Annotated in this window: 16 protein-coding genes and 1 pseudogene; 15 read left to right on the top strand and 2 right to left on the bottom strand. The window is 70.4% G+C overall.

The genetic code is table 11. The features are described from left to right. Positions 1–153 precede the first annotated feature (153 nt). The gene (locus FDO69_RS22860; protein ID WP_104781714.1) at positions 154–606 is read right to left on the bottom strand and encodes a MarR family winged helix-turn-helix transcriptional regulator; all 453 of its coding nucleotides are present in this window, start codon (positions 604–606) and stop codon (positions 154–156) included. Between the two features lie 92 nt (positions 607–698). Between FDO69_RS22860 and FDO69_RS22855 the strand changes: the two genes are divergently transcribed. Both FDO69_RS22855 and FDO69_RS22850 read left to right on the top strand, forming a co-directional pair. Beyond that, positions 699–1238, top strand: a complete 540-nt coding sequence (locus tag FDO69_RS22855) for a phenolic acid decarboxylase (protein WP_104781713.1) — start codon at positions 699–701, stop codon at positions 1236–1238. Positions 1239–1330: 92 nt separating this feature from the next. After that, positions 1331–2371 carry a vWA domain-containing protein gene (locus tag FDO69_RS22850; protein WP_104781712.1) on the top strand — a complete coding sequence of 347 codons (1041 nt, stop codon included), beginning with the start codon at positions 1331–1333 and terminating at the stop codon, positions 2369–2371. 144 nt (positions 2372–2515) lie between these two features. Here FDO69_RS22850 and FDO69_RS22845 read toward each other — a convergent pair whose 3' ends face one another. Continuing rightward, positions 2516–3583: an enoyl-CoA hydratase/isomerase family protein gene (locus tag FDO69_RS22845; RefSeq protein WP_104781711.1), complete on the bottom strand. Its 1068-nt coding sequence runs from the start codon at positions 3581–3583 to the stop codon at positions 2516–2518. 333 nt (positions 3584–3916) lie between these two features. On the opposite strand from FDO69_RS22845, the gene FDO69_RS22840 reads away from it, so the two are divergent. From FDO69_RS22840 to FDO69_RS22780, 13 genes and pseudogenes are all read left to right on the top strand, one after another. Beyond that, positions 3917–4339 carry a DUF350 domain-containing protein gene (locus FDO69_RS22840; RefSeq protein ID WP_104781710.1) on the top strand — a complete coding sequence of 141 codons (423 nt, stop codon included), beginning with the start codon at positions 3917–3919 and terminating at the stop codon, positions 4337–4339. 272 nt (positions 4340–4611) lie between these two features. After that, positions 4612–4848, top strand: a complete 237-nt coding sequence (locus FDO69_RS22835) for a hypothetical protein (protein WP_234388038.1) — start codon at positions 4612–4614, stop codon at positions 4846–4848. Positions 4849–4869: 21 nt separating this feature from the next. Next, a complete protein-coding gene (locus FDO69_RS22830; RefSeq protein ID WP_104781708.1) occupies positions 4870–5361 on the top strand; it encodes a DUF7144 family membrane protein in 492 nt (163 codons plus the stop codon). 138 nt (positions 5362–5499) lie between these two features. Beyond that, a complete protein-coding gene (locus tag FDO69_RS22825) occupies positions 5500–8208 on the top strand; it encodes a helix-turn-helix transcriptional regulator (RefSeq protein ID WP_104781707.1) in 2709 nt (902 codons plus the stop codon). A gap of 177 nt (positions 8209–8385) precedes the next feature. Next, positions 8386–10014, top strand: coding sequence for an MFS transporter (locus tag FDO69_RS22820; protein WP_104781838.1), 1629 nt, complete (start codon positions 8386–8388; stop codon positions 10012–10014). Positions 10015–10032: 18 nt separating this feature from the next. Next, on the top strand, positions 10033–10557 hold the full coding sequence (locus FDO69_RS22815) for a hypothetical protein (protein WP_104781706.1): 525 nt from the start codon (positions 10033–10035) through the stop codon (positions 10555–10557). A 122-nt stretch (positions 10558–10679) separates the two neighbouring features. Next, the gene (locus tag FDO69_RS22810; RefSeq protein ID WP_053669428.1) at positions 10680–10877 is read left to right on the top strand and encodes a hypothetical protein; all 198 of its coding nucleotides are present in this window, start codon (positions 10680–10682) and stop codon (positions 10875–10877) included. Positions 10878–11202: 325 nt separating this feature from the next. After that, complete coding sequence (locus FDO69_RS22805; RefSeq protein WP_104781837.1) at positions 11203–11859, top strand: HdeD family acid-resistance protein; 657 nt, start codon at positions 11203–11205, stop codon at positions 11857–11859. 289 nt (positions 11860–12148) lie between these two features. After that, a pseudogene (locus FDO69_RS22800) lies at positions 12149–12856 on the top strand (hypothetical protein); the annotation flags it as partial. 3 nt (positions 12857–12859) lie between these two features. Beyond that, a complete protein-coding gene (locus tag FDO69_RS22795) occupies positions 12860–13738 on the top strand; it encodes a YhjD/YihY/BrkB family envelope integrity protein (protein ID WP_104781705.1) in 879 nt (292 codons plus the stop codon). 47 nt (positions 13739–13785) lie between these two features. Next, the gene (locus FDO69_RS22790) at positions 13786–14253 is read left to right on the top strand and encodes an SHOCT domain-containing protein (RefSeq protein ID WP_104781704.1); all 468 of its coding nucleotides are present in this window, start codon (positions 13786–13788) and stop codon (positions 14251–14253) included. Between the two features lie 117 nt (positions 14254–14370). Then, positions 14371–14940, top strand: coding sequence for a dihydrofolate reductase family protein (locus FDO69_RS22785; protein ID WP_104781703.1), 570 nt, complete (start codon positions 14371–14373; stop codon positions 14938–14940). Between the two features lie 132 nt (positions 14941–15072). Beyond that, the gene (locus tag FDO69_RS22780) at positions 15073–15258 is read left to right on the top strand and encodes a hypothetical protein (RefSeq protein WP_104781702.1); all 186 of its coding nucleotides are present in this window, start codon (positions 15073–15075) and stop codon (positions 15256–15258) included. Positions 15259–15270 lie beyond the last annotated feature (12 nt).

Here is a 15270-nt window from a genome sequence, read left to right as displayed (position 1 = left end):
GGGTGAGGGGAAGGGCCGCTCCGACCTCCCCAGGTGTCGCGGCCCTTCCCGTCCAGCGGCAAACGCTTACCCCGAGATGCGGAGCTCACTCCTCACCCCGTCGGCGCTCGTCCGACGGCCCCTGCCACCCCCGCACCTCGCCCGTCTCACCGTTCAGCGCCGGGGTCGGCCGCCCGGCCCCTCCAGGGCTCCCCGCAGTTCCCTGAGCGCCGGCAATGCCTCCTCGATGGCCCGTCGGCTGTCCGGCGTCAGAGCGGTCAGGGCGCGCCTCAGCTCCTCCGTGCTCACTCGGTCGTACCGGTCGAGCAGATCGAGAGCGTGCGGGGAGGCCACGAGGGTGACCGTGCGCAGGTCGGTCGCCGACGGCCTGCGCTCGACCAGACCCGTCGCGGTCATGGTGCGGACGAGGTTGCTGACCGTCGAGGAGGCCACTCGCAGACGGGATGCGACGTCACGTGGCGCGAGGGGTCCGGCCTCGGCCAGCACTCTGAGGAGTTCGATCTGCGCTTCGGGAAGATCCGGCAGGTCTTCCGCACGGCGGGTGCGCAGCAGCACGGCTCGCCTGAGGGGCCCGATGAGGCGGCCGAGATCAGTCGCGGTATCCATGGGGGTCATGATGCCCTGGATATTGTTTTGCCACAAAACAGTTTTGTGGCAAAATAGATTGCGCACTGCACTGACCGACGAGGAGGTCCCCCATGGACAGCCATGAAGCGCACGAGACCACCACCCGCAACCCCGTCCCCCCGCAGCAGCTCTCCGGCATCGTCGGCCACCGCTTCATCTACACCTATGCCAACGGCTGGCAGTACGAGATGTACGTGAAGAACCCGACCACCATCGACTACCGGATCCACTCCGGCATGGTGGGCGGCCGGTGGGTCAAGGACCAGCAGGTCGACCTGGTCCGACTGGACGACGACCACTACAAGGTGTCCTGGAACGAGCCCACCGGCACGTCGGTCTGCGTGAACGTCATGCCCGGCAAGCGCCGCCTGCACGGCGTGATCTTCTTCCCACGCTGGGTCGAGGAGCACGGCGAGCGCACCGTCCTCTACCAGAACGACCACCTCGACGAGATGCGCAGGTTCCGCGACGCGGGCCCGACGTACCCGATCCATGTCGTCCCGGAGTTCGCCGAGATCACCCTCTTCGAATTCGTCGGCCCGGACGACGACTCCGTCATCTCCACGGCACCGGGCGACCTCCCGCCGGGCTGGTCCGACCGCACCGGCTGACCGCCCGGCCCGGCCGCACGGTTCTTCCAAGATCGATTGTCAGTGGTGGGTGAGAAGGTAGGTACACCAAGCCGGAACGAGGGGGAGCTGTGATGTCCGAAAGCCAGAACTACATCAACCACGTTGCTCTAGTGCTGGATGCCAGCTCGTCGATGTCACACCTGAGTCGCAAGGTCGTGGAAGTCGCCGACCAGCAGATCGCCTATCTCGCCCGCCGCTCAAGGGAACTGGACCAGGAAACCCGCGTCACGGTGTACGTCTTCGCCGACAAGGTGGAGTGCGTCATCTACGACAAGGACGTGCTGCGCATGCCGTCGCTGAAGCAGCTGTACCGGACCGGTGGGATGACGGCCCTCCTGGCAGCCGCGCTGAAGTCGCAGAGCGAGCTGGCTCAGACGGCCCAACTGTACGGAGACCACAGTTTCCTGACGTTCGTCCTGACCGACGGACAGGAGAACGCGAGCCACCGCTGTCCGGACGCCCAAGGCAGGGATCCCCGTCAACTGGTCAAGGCCGTGGCGGAGATGATCCGGACCCAGCAGGACAACTGGACGCTGGCCGTGCTGGTGCCCGACCAGATGGGCAAGCGCGAGGCCATGCAGTGCGGCTTCCCCAAGGACAACATCGCCATATGGGACGCCACCAGCACGCAGGGCCTCGAGGAGGCCGGGCAGGTCATCCGGCAGGCCACCGAGAACTTCATGATGGGCCGCACCCAGGGCATCCGGGGATCGCGTGCGGTGTTCTCCACGGGCGCGGAAGCGGTCAACGAAGACACCATCAAGGCAGCCGGTCTCACCCCGGCCGATCCGTCGAAGTACCAGCTGATCCCGGTTGCCCGCGACGCGGCGATCCGGGAGTGGGTCGTCGAGTGCGGGCACACCTACACCACCGGTGGCGCGTACTACGAGCTGAGCAAGTCGGAGAAGATCCAGGCACGAAAGCAGATCGCGGTGCTGGAAAAGAAGACGGACCGCGTGTACACGGGCCCCCAGGCCCGCGCCCTGCTCGGGCTGCCCAACACGGAAGTGCGCATCAAGCCCGACCACAACGACCACTTCACCATCTTCGTGCAGAGCACGAGCGTCAACCGGAAGCTCGTGGCCAACACACGGCTGCTGCTCATGCTCTGACATCCCGTGAAGCCGGCGGGGCGCCGGAGGTCGCGCGAGGGAGAAGGATGTCTCTCCGACCCCGACGCCCCGTCGAACGGCTCCTGACCGCCCTGACAGGGCCGTCCGAGGCCCGATCGAGCGGAGTTCGGCATGCCCGTTCCGTCAGTGAGGGAGTCCCGGCGACAGACCTAGTTCGCGTTCGCCGAGCGGGGTGAAGAAGCGCTCGACGTCGGCATCGGTGACCTCGGCCAGGGTCTTCGGCGACCAGCGCGGCCTGCGGTCCTTGTCGACGACCTGGGCACGGATCCCCTCGACCAGGTCGGGCGTCTCCAGGGCGGCGCAGGACACGCGGTACTCCTGGTTCAGGACCAGCTCCAGCGGCCCGAGCGCCCGGGCGCGGCGCAGAGAGGCGAGGGTGACCTTGAGGGCGGTCGGCGACTTGGCGAGCAGGGTCTCCGCGGCCTCCTTGGCGGCGGAGTCACCGTGCGCGAGCAGCCGGCGCACGATCTCCTCGACGGTGTCGGCACCGTAGCCGGCGTCGATCCAGCCGCGCTGGGCGGCCAGGCCGCCCTGAGGGGGTGTGCGCGCACAAGCGGCCAGGGCCTCCTCTGCGGGCAGTTCGGCCAAGGCGTCGAGGAAGTCCCGCAGCGCGGCCGTCGGCACGAAGTGGTCGGCGAGTCCGCACAGCATCGCGTCGGCGGCGCCGACCTGAGCCCCCGTCAGGGCCAGATGAGTGCCCAGCTCGCCGGGGGCGGCGGCGAGCAGGTGGGTGCCTCCCACGTCCGGCACGAAACCGATGCCCGTCTCCGGCATGGCGACCCGGGACCGCTCGGTGACGACACGGACGCTGCCGTGCGCCGAGACACCGACACCGCCGCCCATCACGATGCCGTCCATCACGGCGACGTACGGCTTGGGGTAGCGGGCGATGCGGGCGTTGAGGCGGTACTCGTCGCGCCAGAACGCGGCCGAGGCGCTGCCGTCGCCGTCGCGGGCGTCGTCGTGGATGGCGCGGATGTCACCGCCGGCACACAGGCCGCGCTCCCCCGCGCCGGTGATGACGACGGTCTGCACGGCGGGGTCCCGCTCCCACGCGACGAGCGCCTCGTCGATGCGGCGGACCATGGTGTGCGTGAGGGCGTTGAGGGCCCGAGGCCGGTTGAGCGTGATGTGGGCGGCGCGCCCGCTGGTGTGGAAGAGGACGGCTTCCCGTTCCGCGGTTCCGCTCATCGGAACGCCTCCCCCGGGCCGTGGGCCGCGTTGACGCGCATGTCCTGTCGGTTCCTTTCCCGTTCAGGTGGAGGGCACTTCATCCGCCGTGGCCGGTGACGAACCACCTGGCCACTGCGGACCCTACGGTGCCCGATGACCTACCCGGACGCGTCGGCGGGGTGGACGGGGAGGGGCCGTACCGATTCCCCGGCCGGACCCGAACGATGCTTCTCACGCCGGTGATCTCCCGGAGGACCGGGCGCCGTTCACCGGGCGGCACGTGTGCGCTACATTTTGCCTCTCTTTGACCGCGATCACTCATGATCTCTACGCTTCGGAGTTGGCACCCCCATGAGCGACATCGTCAACGGACTCGGCCGGGCCACTGCATACGGCGGTCTGGGACTGGTTCTGTTGCTCCTCGGCATCGTCCTGGTCGACGTGCTCACGCCGGGCAAGCTCGGCCGGCAGATCTGGGAAGAGCGCAATCGCAACGCCGCCACCGTCCTCAGCTCCGCGCTGCTCGGTATCGGCGGCATCGTGTTCACGTCGATCTGGACGACGTACGAGGACTTCGGCAAGGGACTGGTCTCGACCGCGGCGTTCGGGGTGCTGGGGCTGGTCATGATGGCGGTGGCGTTCCTGGTGGTGGACCTGGTCACTCCGGGACGCCTGGGCGCGACGCTGGTCGAGGCAGAGCCGCACCCCGCGGTGTGGGTGACGGCATCCTGCAATCTCGCAGTCTCCGCGCTCATTTCGGCGTCCATCGCCTGAACCACCCGCGGGGACAACCCCCTCGGCGGCTCGGTACGAAGTGACCCTCGCCGCACAATGAACGCACAGCCCCTGTCCTTCCCCTTGCAGGGCCGGGTCGGCGGTCCTGGCCGTGGGCGGGTCGATGTCACCACCGGCAGCGACACCAGAGGTGAGGACGGCTGGTCCGTCCAGCGTGGGGCCCTGTACCTGCCCAACATCGATGACCACCAAAAGTGGTGTCCTGTGACCGGGTGTCGTACATCGACGACTGGTACACCCACAGCCTCGGCATGGGTGAGGTGTACTGCGGCACCGACACCCCGCGCGACGCGACCTCCGCGTGGTGGCAGCGCCCGGTGGCGCACCGTAACGAGGAGCAGGGACGAGGGGACGGCGACCGGCAGCACATTCACCCGCGTCGGGTGAGGCAGCCCGTTGCCTGCCGTGGGCACGCTGTCGAGGACACCGGAACGGGTGGAGCGGCGGCCTGGAAGTCAGGGCGTTGCCTCGCTCCTTCCGCTCCCTGAGCATCGCAAACGAGGCGCACGATGACCGCGACAGACACTCAACCGTCACACAGGGCGAAGGACGAATGGGCCACCGGCCTGACCGCCTTCGCGGCTGTGATGCTCTTCCTGGTCGGCCTGCTCGACATCTTCCGGGGCATCATGGCCATCGCCGAGGACGACATCTTCGTGACGACCCGCAACTACGTGTTCGAGTTCGACCTGACCGGCTGGGGCTGGGTCCACCTCGCCCTGGGCGCACTCGCCGTGATCGTCAGTCTGGGGCTGCTCAAGACGGCGATGTGGGCCCGCGTCCTGGGCGTGGCCATCGCCGGACTCGTCATCATCGCCAACTTCCTCTCCCTGCCGCAGTACCCGGTGTGGTCGGTCGTGATGATCGCTCTCTCGGGCTTCATCATCTGGGCCCTGTGCGTCGTGCCGCGCGACAACCTCCTGGAGCCGTCGGAGGACGCTTCCTGGCGCGAGCGCGACGACTCGTACCGCCCCACGGCCGCTCCGCGCCCGCCCCGCTGACGAGTGAGACCCCGCTGATCTGCTACCGAAAGCGCAGGTCAGCGGGGCATCGGCGCGGCCTGCCGTGCGGCTGGAGGGGAACGCTGGGATGCTGAGGGTGAAGCGCTGCCCATGACGTGGCCCTGACCGACAGGGGTGATGAGCGCCGTGGCGGAAATCCATGAGAACGTCCCAGGATCGGCGGTTCACCTCGTTCCGGCACTGTCGCACACCGATCCCGTGGGGGATCCGTTTCTGCGCACCCGGTTCGCCCTCCCCGCCAGGCCCCACACGTTCCTGCGTCGCCAGCGGCTCGTCGACCACCTCGACCAGGCCCTGAGAACGCCACTGACTCTGCTCGACGGGCCCGCCGGAGCGGGCAAGACCCTGCTGGCCGCGGACTGGGCCTCGGGACTGGGCCCGGGCCCCCCGGCCGCCTGGCTCACCTGCGATGTGGGCGACTGCCGTCCCGGGGTGTTCTGGGCCTATGTACTGCAGGCCCTGCGGGCCTGCGGCGCACCGGCGTCCGAAGCGATCGGGGCGCCCGCGGACGCCGCCGGTGTGGACCACAGGCTTCTGTCGGCTCTGGCCGGCGAGTTGCACGACCGGGAGCGGCCGGTCGTCCTCGTGCTCGACGAGTACGACCGCGTGACCGACGCGACGGTCGCCGAGCAGTTGGAGTTCGTCCTGCACCACGCCGGCCCAGGACTGCACCTCGTGCTCGTCACCCGCACCGAACCCCTGCTGCCGCTGCACCGCTACCGGGCGGCCGGTGATCTGACGGAGATCCGCTCCGCCGAACTGGCCTTCACACCGGAGGAGGCCGCCGCGCTGCTGGAGCTGCACGGCCTGAGCCTCCCGGTCCAGGCGGCGCGCAACCTGGTCGACCGTACGCGGGGCTGGGCCGCCGGCCTGAGCCTGTCCGCGCTGGCCGCCCGGGAGAGTTCCGACCCCGAGCTCTATCTGAAGGAGTTCGAGGCGGACCGCAGCACGGTGGCGGACTTCCTGCTGGTCGAGGTCCTCAAGCGGCAGACGCGGGAGACACAGGACCTGCTGCTGCGCGTCAGCGTCCTGGAGCGCTTCTGTCCCGACCTGGCCAACGCGCTGACCGACCGCGTCGACGCCGAGCCCATCCTCGCCGGGCTGCACCAGGAGAACGCGTTCGTCGAGCGTCTCGGACACTCGTGGTACCAGCTCCACCCCTTGTTCGGGGAGATACTGCGCGCACATCTACGCGTCCGCCTGCCCGGGCAGGAGCCGGAACTGCACCGACGGGCCGCACGGTGGCTGCACCGTCACGGCTTCCTGCCGGAGACCCTCGCCCACAGCGCCGCCGCGGGCGACTGGGACCTCACCGCCGGTGCCCTCGTGGACGACCTCGCGATCGGGCTGCTCTTCACCGGTCCGAGCTCCGAGAACCTGGCTCGGTTGTTCTCCCACATGGGTCCCGAGGCGAGGAGCCCGGCCACCCATCTCGTGCGTGCCGCCCACGACCTGGCCCGGCACGACCTGGATCACGGCCTGGCCCGCCTGCGCCACGCCGAGGAGCAACTCGCCCACGAGGGGAACGACGCTCACGACGCGGCCGCCCGGCTGAGCTGCGCACTGCTGGAAGCCCTGGCCGCCCGCCTGACCGGATGTCCCCCAGAGGTCGAGAAGGCCGCCGAATCGGCTGCGGAGCTCAGGCAGGAGGTTCCGGTTCACCTGCTGGACAAGCATCCCGAACTGACCGCCCTCCTGATGACCCATGTCGGTTCCACGCTCCTGTGGGCCGGGCGCTACGAGGACGCGCGTGCCGTCCTGACCAGCGTGGCCGGCGCTCCCGGCGGGGCCTCCACCGCGCTGCCCCGGGAGGAGGCGATGGGGCACCTGGCCCTGCTCGACTACATGAACGGCTGGCCCGGCCGGGCCGAGCGCAAGGCACTGGCCGCGGTGTCCGAGGCGGACCGGCCGGGCGCGCCAAGTCCGTCCGGGTCCGGCATCGGAAGGCTGGTCCTGGCCGCCGTCGCGGTGGACCGCAATGAACTGGGACGGGCACAGGCCCTCATCGACGAGGCGGCCGAGCTTCCCTCCGGGACGCCTGATCCGGTGCTGGCGGCGGGGCGCGCCCTTGCCGCGGCGCGCCTGTTGATGGCCCGGGGGAAGGTACGCGACGCGGTCGAGGCGGCGGACCCGGCCGTCCCCGCCGCCGTGGACTCGCCGTGGGCGCGAAGCCATGAAGCGCTCGTCACCTCGGCCGCCCACCTGGCCGAGGGGCGGCCGGACGAGGCCGCCGAGGTGCTGCGGGCCGTCTCCGGTGACCAGCCCGTGTGCGCGGTGGAGGCCGCAGCGATCCAGCTCGCCGCCCGGCGTCCCGGAGCGGCCTTCGACCTGCTCGACAGCGTCCACGCCGAGGGACGCACCGGCCCGGCGGTGACGGTGAGGGCAGCGCTGGTGAGGGCCGGGGCCGCCGCCGCTGCCGGAGACGGAGCCGCGGCCCGCAAGCTCGTGGCACAGGCGCTGCTCGACGCCCGCCGTGAGCGGCTGCGACGTCCGTTCCTGGACGCCGGAGCGTGGATCCGGCCTCTCATCGCCACGGCTCCGCTGCACGAACTGGCGGCAGGCTGGCTGACACCTGCCGCACCTGCGCAGGGCGAGCGGACCGTGCCGCAGCCGCCGCCCGCACCGCTCGTGGCGGTGGAGCTGAGCGCGCGCGAGCACGACGTCCTGGACCGGGTGGCCCGGATGATGTCGACGGAGGAGATCGCCGCCGATCTCTGCCTGTCGGTGAACACGGTGAAGACCCACCTGAAAAGCGTCTACCGGAAACTGGCGGTGAACCGGCGGGGCGAAGCGGTACGCCGTGCACGCGACCTCCGGATTCTGTGAGCCCGCGCCGGATCACTCGCGCCGTGTCACCTCCACTGCAGGGCCCGTACTTCCCCCTTCGTGGGTGAGGCGCGCGGCGCGCACGTGGGGTGCGATGAGGAACAGCCGGCGACACGTACGCCGGCGCATGCCGGGCACTGCGCCGGCGTACCGGTCCGACTCGGCGAGGTGGACTTCGTGAAGCGGTGGCGGGCTCTGATCGTCCTGGGGGCGGCCCAGTTCCTGATGGTCCTGGACACCTCCGTGATGAACGTGTCCATCAGTCAGCTGGTCGAGGACTTCGACACGGAGGTCACCGCCATCCAGGCCGTCATCACTCTGTACGCGCTGGTCATGGCCGCTTTCATGCTCATCGGCGGCAGGCTCGGGGACATCGTGGGACGCCGGCGCATGTTCGTCCTCGGGATGGTCGTCTACGGCGTCGGGTCGGGCCTGACGGCGCTGGCACCCGCGCTGTGGGTCCTCATGCTGGGCTGGTCCGTCATCGAGGGGCTCGGCGCCGCCATGGTGCTGCCGGCCATGGCGGCCCTCGTCGCGGAGTCGTACCGCGGACGCGACCGGGCCATCGCCTACGCGGTCATCGGCGGGCTCGCCGGTGCGGGGATCGCGGTCGGCCCGCTGCTGGGCGGATGGGTGACGACGTATCTGACCTGGCGGCTGGTCTTCGCGGGTGAGGTCGTGGTCGTCGTGGCGGTGTTGCTGTGCCGCCGGATGATCGCGACGCCCACCGCGAGCGGGCCGCGCCCCCGTCTGGACGTGGTCGGCGCGGTCCTCTCCGCGGCCGGACTCGGACTGGGCGTCCTCGGCGTGCTGCAGAGCAGTACCTGGGGATGGGTACAGCCCCGGAACCCGCCCTTCACCGTGCTCGGCTTCGCCCCGACGCTGTTCGTCGTCGGCGCCGGGGCCGCCGTCCTGGCCGCCTTCCGCCGGTGGGAGCGGCGGCGGGAGCACGAGAGTGCCGATCCGCTCGTGCACCTGTCCCTGCTGAGCAGACCCGTGCTGCGGTCGGGCCTGATGACGCTGCTGAGCCAGAACCTCATCCTGCTGGGGCTGTTCTTCACCATTCCGCTGTATTTGCAGGTGGTCCAGGGGTTCGACGCCTTCGAGACAGGTCTGCGGCTGCTCCCGGTGTCCGCCACCATGCTGGTGACCTCTCTGTGCGCGTCCTCGCTGGGGCGCGCGGTGGGGCCGCGCCGGGTGGTCCGGCTGGCCCTGACGATCCTGGTGGCGGCCATCGTGTGGCTGCTGGCCACGATCGATCCGGTCATCGACGACGGGCAGTTCGCCGGCGCCATGGCTCTGCTGGGCGTGGGGGTCGGGCTGCTCGCCTCGCAGCTGGGCAACGTCGTGCAGTCCGGGGTGGGCGAGGAGGAACGCAGCGAGGCGGGAGGGCTGCAGTTCACGGCACAGAATCTGGGCTCCGCGCTGGGCACCGCGCTCATCGGGTCCCTTCTCATCGGCGCGCTGGCCCACGCCTTCACCACGCACGTGGAGGAGAACCCGAGGCTGTCCGAAGAGACCCGCGAGCAGGTCGGTGTCGCCCTCGAGGCCGGGATCGCGTTCATCCCCACGGATCAGGTGCGTTCGGCAGCCGAGCGTGCCGGGCTGCCGCCGTCCGAGGCCGACGCCGTCGCCGAGTCCTACGCCTCCGCGCAGTTGCAGGGTCTGAAGGCGGCGATCCTGGCCACCGGCGGCGTCGCCCTGGCCAGTTTCCTCGTCACACCGCACCTGCCGGCCGGCCGCGGGAGCCGTCCGCGCGAGCAGGACGCCGGCGCCACGGCCGGGGCGACGGGATCGACACACTGAGTCGGTGGGGAGCCGTTCATGTCCAGGACCACAACCACCCCGGCCGGCCGCCGCAAGCGCCGTGCCGAGCGCCGTGCCGGCGCGGACTACACCGGCGGCGTCTACGGTTCCATGCTGGCGTCCTCCGTGGTGATCGGCGCCGGATCCCTGGGCCAGTTCCCCCGGACCGAGCTGGTGTTGCTGCTGCTCCTGACCGGCGTGGTGTTCTGGATCGCGCATGTGCATGCCCAGCTGTTCGGGGCGCGCCTGGCGCAGCAGGCTCCGGACCGCCGTCTCGTCCTGCACGTGTGCCGTGACGAGTGGCCCATCGTCAAGGCCGCGGTCCCGCCGGCCGTCGCGGTGGCGGTCAGTCCCCTCCTGGGGCTGGACGTCCGAGGTGCCCTCTGGCTGGCTCTGTGCGTCGCCGTGGTCGGCCAGATCGGCTGGTCCGTGGCCGCGGCACGCCGCGCCGGTGCCTCGCCACGGCTCATGGCCGTCACCGCGTCGGTCAACCTGTTCCTCGGCCTGCTCATCATCGCTTTCAAGATCGTGCTGAAGCACTGATCCCGGCTCCGTCGCCCGGCGGGTCACCTGCTTCGGGTGAGGTCCGAGCCCGGACGCAGGCGCACGATGGCGGAAAGGGCGCCCCGTCCGCCTGTCCAGGGCATCCGTGGGAGGACAAGCTCGTGCGCTATGAGATCCGCGTCGAAGGGCACCTGTCGGAAACGCTGGCGAAGGCCTTTCCGGAGCTGGGTCATGTGGTGATGGCCGGCCAGACCGTCCTGTTCGGTCACGTCGTGGACGAAGCGCACCTCTACGGGCTGCTGGCGCGCTGCCAGTCACTGGGACTGCGTGTCGTCGAGATGCGGCCGGTGCCGGAATGACGTGACGGGCCCGCACACCCCCTCCCCCCTGGTGTACCGCGCGATGTCGACTCGGTTGCGGCACAAGCTGACTGACCTTTCGTCAGCTTGATGATGGGCGACTGGTTCGAGGAGCCGGCGCCGGTCACCGCGCTCATGGGTTCCGGACGGGCGTCCCGCCTGCCGCCGCAGCACCGGCAGATCACCCTTGGCGGGTGAACCCGGCACCCGGCGGCAGGCGGGATTCTGGAGCCGGCAGAGCGGCGCACCGGCCCTGCCACACCCCTCGGGCACCGCACCGGAGCGGTCCCGGGACGACCGATCGATCAGGCGAGGAGGAGCCATGATGTCGCATGGTCCGACACCGTTCCCCGGGCAGGAACACCGGCCCGGCGGGGCGATCCTCGCTCCGGCGTCCGGCCCCGCATACGGGCTGGAACGGCTGGGCCGTTCATGGACATGGTTGTTGGGCTCGGCCGTCGTGACCTTGGTGCCGGGCGTACTGGTCCTGGTCTGGCCGGAGGCGACCCTGCACGTCCTGGCCGTCCTCGTCGGACTGTACCTGCTGGTGAGCGGGGCGTTCCGGTTGGTGGCCGTCTTCGGCCGGGAGGAGCACGGCGAACGGCTGCCGGGACTGCTCCTTGCCGTGGTGTACGTCCTTGCCGGGGTGCTGTGCCTGCGCGATCCGCTGCAGACGATCACCGTGCTCTCGCTGGTCACCGGCGTCGTCTGGCTGGTGTCCGGGATCCTCACGCTCTACACGGCCGTCGTCGCCGAGGACCTGCCGCACCGCGGCGTCGTTCTGGCTGCCGCGATGCTGGGCATCGTCGCGGGGATCGTGGTACTCGCCCTGCCCACGGAGTCGGCCCGCGCGCTGACCCGGCTGCTCGGCCTGTGGCTCGTGCTGCTCGGCCTGGCCGAGACGGCGGTCGCTCTGGCGTGGCGGGCCGCACTCCACAAGACGCACAGGGCGGGGCCGCACGCCCCACCCGAGGCTGCCTGAGACAGCCCGCCAGGCCGACGGAAGCGCCACGGCCGGTGCGACGCCCCACCTCCGGCATCCCGAGCGGCAAAGACCACAGCGCCCGGGGCGGCGCACACGCGGAAAGGCATACCCATGAACTCGGCACCCCGGGATCCGCCGCACCCCGGCGAAGCCGGGAGCACGCAACACATCATGACCGCCGAGGAACGAGCGGAGTACGAGCGGCTGCGCCGGCACGCGGCGGTTCGTCACCGGCGGGCGCGGCGGGCCGGATCCTCGGCCCTTCTCCTGCTGGCCCTGCTCCTCGCGGGCCGCCACGATCCCGGACACGGACCGGACGATCACCCTCTTCGAGACCGAGCAACTGGGCAAGGCACAGGACGCGATGCGGCTGCTCGACGTCCTCGGCACCTGGCTGCCCGTCCTCACCGTCGTGGTGGCCGCGCTCGCCGTCCGGACCGCTCCCGCACACCGGGTCATGCTGATGATCACCGCCACGGGCGTCGGCGTGATGATGGTGGGGCTGCTCGTCGCGCTGGCCGTGGTCCGGCGCGTCTGTCTGGACTCGGTCCCGCCGGCGGTGCTGCCCGGCGACGCGGCCGCGACCGTCTACGACACGTTCGTCCGTTTCCTGCGCGACAGCACCCTCACCCTGCTGGTCGTGTCGGTGATCACCGCACTGGTCGCATACCTGTACGGTCCGGGGCGCCTGGCCCGTGGTGTACGGACGGCGGCCGACCGGGGTACGACGGCCACCGGCAGGGCCCTGGACAACGCGGGCGCGCGCACCGGTGCCGTGGGACGCCGGCTGGCCGGCCACCGGCAGTGGATCACCGGTGTGGTCATGGGGGCCGCGGCTCTGACGCTGGTGCTCTGGAACCACCCCACCGTCGGAGCAGTGGCGCTCGTCGTCGGTATCGCCCTGGCCGTCCTGCTCGTCCTGGCGATCCTTGCGGCCGCCGCCGGAGCGGCGGGGCAGACGGCGGAGCAGGCCGAGCAGCGGACGGTTCCGTGAGTCATGACCGTGAAACCCGGCCTCTCCGGCAGGCCCCGCGGGCGCACGGCAGCGGGGCTTGCGGCGAGCCTGCGGTCCGGAGCCACGGCCCGGCTGCTGTCCCGCCTGGCGGGGCTCAACATCGTGGAGGGCTCGGTACGGCTGGCCGCGCAGGCGTTCCTCACCGCGCTCCCGCTGCTGATGACCGTCGCGGCGTTCGCTCCGGACGCGATGCAGGACCTGCTGGCCGACTCCCTCCGGGCGGTTCTGGGCATGCGCGGTGACACACTCGACGAGCTGCGCCAGGCCTTCTCCGCGACGGGCACGACACGTAACACGGCCGGAGCGGTGAGCGCGGTGGTGACCCTCGTGTCGGCCACGGCGTTCTGCCGGGCTCTGCAGGCGGTGTGCGAGCGCTGCTGGCGCCTGCCGCGCGCACCGGTACGAGCGGCCTTCTGGCGCTGGCTGCTCTGGCTGCTGGTCTGGCTCGCCTATCTCCTGTTCCAGGCACCGCTGCGCAAGGGGTTCGGCGCGGGCAGGGTGACCGGGCTGGTTCTGTCCCTGCTGTCCGTGACGCTGCTCTGGTGGTCGCAGCATCTGCTGCTGGGCGGCCGGATCGGCTGGCGGAGCCTGCTGCCGGGGGCGGTGCTGGCCGGCGCCGGTACGGTCCTGCTGAGTCTGGCCGCGCGTGTGCTGGTCCCCACCGCGATGGAGCGCAGCCTGGACGAGTTCGGTCCTCTCGGTCCCGTGTTCACGTTCCTGTCCTGGCTCATCGCCGTCTTCCTGGTGGCCGTGTCGGGCCTGGCGCTGGGCGAGTACGTCGCCTCCACCGCGTGGTACCGGACTGCCGCACGCTCACCCACGCCGGGTGAGGCCGATCGTGCCTTTCCGGACCCAAGCTGAAGGCAGCACCGCCGGTGGCCCGGCGAGCGTCGGGACGGAGGAGAGAAATGAGCGCACAGATGTATCTGGCCTACGACTATCCCCTGTTGAGCGTCTTCTGGAGCATCCTCCTGTTCTTCCTGTGGATCATGTGGTTCATCCTGCTCTTCCGTGTGGTGGTCGACATCTTCCGTGACGACGACCTGAGCGGCTGGGCCAAGGCCGGCTGGCTGGTGTTCACCGTCCTGCTGCCGTTCCTCGGCGTGTTCGTCTACGTCATCGCCCGCGGCAAGAACATGGGGCGCCGTGAGATGGCGCAGGCGCGAGCACAGCAGGAGGCCTTCGACGCCCGCATCAGGCAGGCCGCGGGCAGTGAGGGCCGGTCCAGCAGCGTCGACGAGCTCGCCAGACTGTCCGAGATCCGCGACAGCGGGGCCATCACGGACGACGAGTACCGCAGGGCGAAGGAACTCGTCCTGACGGGACATGCCCCAGCCGGGCAGTCGGGATTCACCCCGCCCGCGTCCGGTCGTTGATGCCGGTGCTGCTCGGCCTTCCGGGGTGGTCGCGATGAACGCGCGCCGCGCGCACGGCACTGCGGCAGCACACCATGACGTCGTACGGTGGAACACCTTGACCGAGGAGGACTGCCGATGCGCCGCGTGACCTTTTCGATGAACGTCTCACTCGACGGCTACATCGTCGGGCCGGACGGCGGCTTCGACTGGTCGGTGCCCGACGAGGAGGTCCTCCGCTTCTGGAACGACGAGATCCGTGAGGTCGGCGTCCACCTGATGGGGCGACGGCTGTACGAGACGATGCTGTACTGGGAGACCGTCGACCAGGACGCCTCCCTCGACGAATCGCAGCTCGAGTGGGCCGCGTTGTGGAAGCCGCTGCCGAAAGTGGTGTTCTCCACGACGCTGTCGGCGGTGCAGGGCAACGCCCGCCTGCTGTCCGGGGGTGTGGCGGAGGAGATCGACCGGTTGCGGGCCGAGCCGGCGGAGGGTGACATCGCGATCGGCGGCGCGACTCTCGCCCACGAGGCGGCGGCGTCGGATCTGATCGACGAGTACCGCACCATGGTCTACCCGGTGCTGGTCGGCGGCGGCATCCCGTTCTTCCCGCAGCACGAACGCAGGGTAGATCTCGAACTCGTCGAGTCCCGCCCCATCGGTTCGAACGTCGTCTACCACCGGCACCGTGTGGTGCGCCAGGACTGACGATCGCCGGCCGAACAGGCACCTCTCCCCCGTCGGCTGCCGCTCGGTTCACCCGAACAGCCGCCTTTACGCTGTGCCGCCGCCGCGGATGCGATGTCCTGGTCGGAGAGTCGTCCGACCCATGGGGGAAGCATGTACGAGATGTGCCCCGGCCTCGACGAGCCCGGCACGACCTTCGTCTGGCACGTGAAGGCCAAGAACGGAACGGTGGCCCTCTGCGGCCTGCCACTCACGAGCGCGGCGAAGCCGGTGGAGACGGATCGCCACTGCCCGTCGTGCATGACCTCGTTCGGCCGGCTCGTCGACCAGCGCGGCTAGGTTCTGTCTCCG

Source organism: Streptomyces tibetensis, assembly GCF_007655005.1.
GTDB classification, from domain to species: Bacteria; Actinomycetota; Actinomycetes; order Streptomycetales; family Streptomycetaceae; genus Streptomyces; species Streptomyces tibetensis.
This window is presented reverse-complemented; position numbering and strand designations above follow the sequence as displayed.